We start from the raw sequence: 281 nt of genomic DNA on the forward strand, positions 1-281 counted from the left end.
GGTTCGACGGCCAACTCGACCTGGAACCGGAGCGCCTCGTGTTCATAGACGAAACGTGGACCGCCACCAACATGGCCCGCAGCCACGGGCGCTGCGCGAAGGGCGAGCGCCTGCGCATGGGGGTCCCCCACGGCCACCGCAAGACGACAACGCTGGTGGCCGGGCTGCGCACGACCGGAATGGTCGCGCCGATGGTGCTCGATGGCCCGATCAACGGCGATTGGTTCGAGGCCTATGTCGCACAGGTTCTGGTGCCGGAACTGCGCCATGGCGACATCGTC

1 protein-coding gene is annotated in these 281 nt (G+C 67.6%); it reads left to right on the forward strand.

The window, feature by feature from the left end:
- Positions 1–281 (forward strand): transposase (locus KKP04_RS15380; RefSeq protein WP_215033573.1); only part of this gene is annotated, 281 nt, incomplete at both ends.

This window comes from Rhodomicrobium sp. Az07, assembly GCF_018619475.1.
Classification (GTDB): Bacteria; Pseudomonadota; Alphaproteobacteria; order Rhizobiales; family Rhodomicrobiaceae; genus Rhodomicrobium.